The organism is Hoeflea sp. (assembly GCF_039975035.1).
Classification (GTDB): domain Bacteria; phylum Pseudomonadota; class Alphaproteobacteria; order Rhizobiales; family Rhizobiaceae; genus Hoeflea.
On record NZ_JBDWHW010000087.1, the window covers coordinates 1 to 3,090 of the forward strand.

The window sequence follows — 3,090 nt, forward strand, 5'->3', positions numbered from 1 at the left end:
CGAGCCATTCGGGCGTCGAAGACCGATACGATGTGTTCGATACCGGCCCGCTGGGCGGCTTCAACCATCCCGCACAAAAGCTCGACGGTGATTCGGTTGACCAGGTGGTTCGCTTCTGCACGATCCCTCGCCTCGAAGATCCGCGGATTGACCGCGAATCGTGAGCTTTCCCAGATCAACGGGCTTTCGACCGTACCACTAGGCATCAGCACGGAAAACACGTCTCTGAGCATGTTGGGACCGGTCGTGGGGAGCAGACGCACAGCGCCACGAAGCTGTCCTGACCTTTCATCGAGCGACAGAAGGTAGAGAGGGTCTTCGGCATCGAACCGGTCGATCTCACGTCCGTTTTCGACTTTGACGTCCCAGCCAAGGCGACCAGAAAAGACTTCGGCCCGCATGCGGAACATTTCATCGAACAGTTCGGGATACTTGTCCTGATCGGCGCTTTCGATTGCGAATATCATGATGGTGGTCTCCGTTCATTAATTGATGACGGAGACACCAGTTATCGGTTGGGTTTCGTGACGAACATCCGGTCCAACAGCTGGGTTTACAGGGGGTCGAAAAGCAGCCCGGCTCTATGAGCAATTGAAACGGCATGGGTATTGCTGGTGGCATGGAGCTTGTGGCGGGCGCTCTCCAGGTAGCAACGCACGGTGTGCTGGGACAGACCGAGAATGACAGCGCATTCCCAGGCCGTCTTGCCCTCGGCGATCCATTGCAAACATTCCAATTCACGCGGAGAAAGACTTGCAGTCTCGCTCGCATGTCCCTCGATGCCAAGCACATGATCGTGGATGTGCATCGCTAGGACTTGGAAGTCACGCATATAGAGAAGTTTCGCGCTCGCCCAGTCGCGGGCGGAAATATCTGACGTCACGGAGAACAAGGCACCATCGCCGCGGCGGCCGTGCACCGGAACTGTCAGTCCGCGGCTCCCGATGCCGAAGTCTCCGGCTTCACCAAAAAAGCTCTTCAACCGCCCCGTAGGCTTTCCGAACTCGTCCCAATCAAGGGGAAGCAACCGGCGAAATCCAAGACGAACAACAGGATCGACATCGACATATTGATGGTTCTTGTAGTGCGCGACCCACTCGGGAGGATAGGTTACGGCGAGGTAGGGATCGGTCTCATTTTGACCGGTAACGCTGACACCAAAATAAGCAATGGTATTCAATGCGTATCGGGATGCCACGTCTTTCAGGAACCGGATAGTTGAACGGTCGGCAATGTCTGAAATTTTCGAGAGTGCGTCCATCAAATCGGAATCTGCGATGTTCTCCAACGTCCTACCTTTCCTGGAACCAGAGATTCGGACGCAATATTTCCATTATGAGTCGCATATGCAATGCATAGTTGTCGGAGCGGACAATTTCTAGATCGCCAGTTTCCGAGCGGTGTTTGATGGGGCATCCTGTCAGGTGTTGAAAGCGATAACGAGCGGCACGCCAAACAGCGCCGCCCAGGCCTGGGCAGCCGCCTTCTGGATAGCGACGATGTTGGTGTCGCCGGTCCACCAGCCGTTGCCGGTTGCCACGATTACGCTCGGTTCGTAGAGCATCGACTGCAGGATCGGCCAAACCAGGAGCTGCTCGTAGCAGATCAGAGGAGCGATGAGCGTCCCGGCAAATTTGCCGGTAGGTTTTCCAAAAACCTGGGCCTTAGCACCACCCGATGCCCAGGGTTGCCACATCGAAACCGGCACCGGCATGCGCTCGCGGTAGAGAATTTGTGAGCCCGTCCCTGATACTTCGATCATGACGTTGTCGTAGCCCTCGGCACTGATGAGGATAGCACCCCCGTTCACCGTCACATCAAGGTCCTGAAGGGCGCGAACCCAGAGGTGCTCGGTGGTCGGCGTCCAGATCCCGAACGAGCTTTCAGCAAGAACGATGTTTTTCTCGCCGGCGTTCGCCGCATCCTGTACCAAAGCCAAGGTGGCGAGATGCTGCGCGTAACCCGCGTGTTGACCGGGAGAGGCATAGTTGAAGTGCGTGTCAATGCCGATCCAGCCTTCCGGCGGACGGGGTTCGCTCCAGTCCAAAGATGACCAGGCGAATACAGTTCCTATGACAAGAGCAACGATCGGCCACGCCCGAGTTGTCATCGCAGATAAGGTGTGAGCCATGGCAATCAGTCCAAACCAGCCGAGGCCCGGAAACAAGACACCTGCGGCCGTGATCGGGTTCGCCCAACCGGTGATGCCAAAAGATGGAACGCTCATCAGGATCCATGCAAGCGCGTAGCGGAACGGTCGGTGCCATCCTGATTTCGATGTCCAAAGCAAGCTGTGCACGAGGACGAACAGAAACGAAGCCGCAAGCCACAAGGCAAACCCTAACCACTTGCCACTCGCGTAGAAGGTTGAGACGCCAACAGGCAGCCCGCGCGACGCTGCAAGGAAATAGGCCAGCGCCACCAACCCAGCGACGAGCCGGTTCGGCGAAAACGCCCATAGCGTCGGGAACAGGACGGCGGCGGGCAAGGCCAGCACCTCGCCGCTCCAAGCAATCGCGCCGACAATAGCACTGCCTGCGACAAAGCTCAGGCCAACCAAGCCATCACGGACCGAAGGTAAAGATGGGCGTTGCCAGCCCGAGAACACCATCGGCCGGGATCGGCCCGAAATATCGTGAGTCATAGGAACCTTTGAATGGTGAGTGGAGAAACAGAAATCCCGGCGGCACTGCGCCACCGGCGTAGGGCGTTATCGGCCTGCCCGAACCATCGTTTGGCTGGACCGCGGATCGCGGCAAATCCACTCCGTCAATCACGACAGACGCGCCGATTTCAATCGACTGTCCGGGGAGTGCAACAACGGTCTTGATCAACGGACTAAGCCAGCCTGGGCAAATGCCGCGGCGCAGATATCCGCGCTCACGGGCCCGTCGAAACTCTTCGGTTAGTGGCGGACAGATGAAAATGTGATCCCCGACGCGAGTAGCACGGTTCAATGGCGCGATCCGCCAGAGCCCGAGCGGATAGCTCGGCGTCAGGTTGACCCGGAATCCTGCCTCGGATCCCGCGCCAAACAGAATCGCCGGAAGACAAACTAAAACGGCGATTGCTGTGAAACGCAGGTACAGG

The 3,090-nt window shown here is 57.6% G+C and carries 4 protein-coding genes; all 4 read right to left on the bottom strand.

What is annotated here, in order from left to right; translation table 11 throughout:
• Positions 1–467 (bottom strand): acyl-homoserine-lactone synthase (locus ABJN75_RS07235; protein WP_348438215.1); only part of this gene is annotated, 467 nt, incomplete at its 3' end.
• Between the two features lie 86 nt (positions 468–553).
• Positions 554–1,288: a LuxR family transcriptional regulator gene (locus ABJN75_RS07240; protein WP_348438217.1), complete on the bottom strand. Its 735-nt coding sequence runs from the start codon at positions 1,286–1,288 to the stop codon at positions 554–556.
• A gap of 132 nt (positions 1,289–1,420) precedes the next feature.
• On the bottom strand, positions 1,421–2,611 hold the full coding sequence (locus ABJN75_RS07245) for a conjugal transfer protein TraB (protein WP_348438219.1): 1,191 nt from the start codon (positions 2,609–2,611) through the stop codon (positions 1,421–1,423).
• On the bottom strand, positions 2,565–3,090 hold a 526-nt coding region (traF, locus tag ABJN75_RS07250), incomplete at its 5' end, for a conjugative transfer signal peptidase TraF (RefSeq protein WP_348438221.1). The genes ABJN75_RS07245 and traF, both read right to left, overlap by 47 nt.

Coding starts and splice junctions, on each gene's coding strand:
- ABJN75_RS07245 (WP_348438219.1), bottom strand. CDS start 2,611: ATGGTGTTCTCGGGCTGGCAACGCCCATCTTTACCTTCGGTCCGTGAT.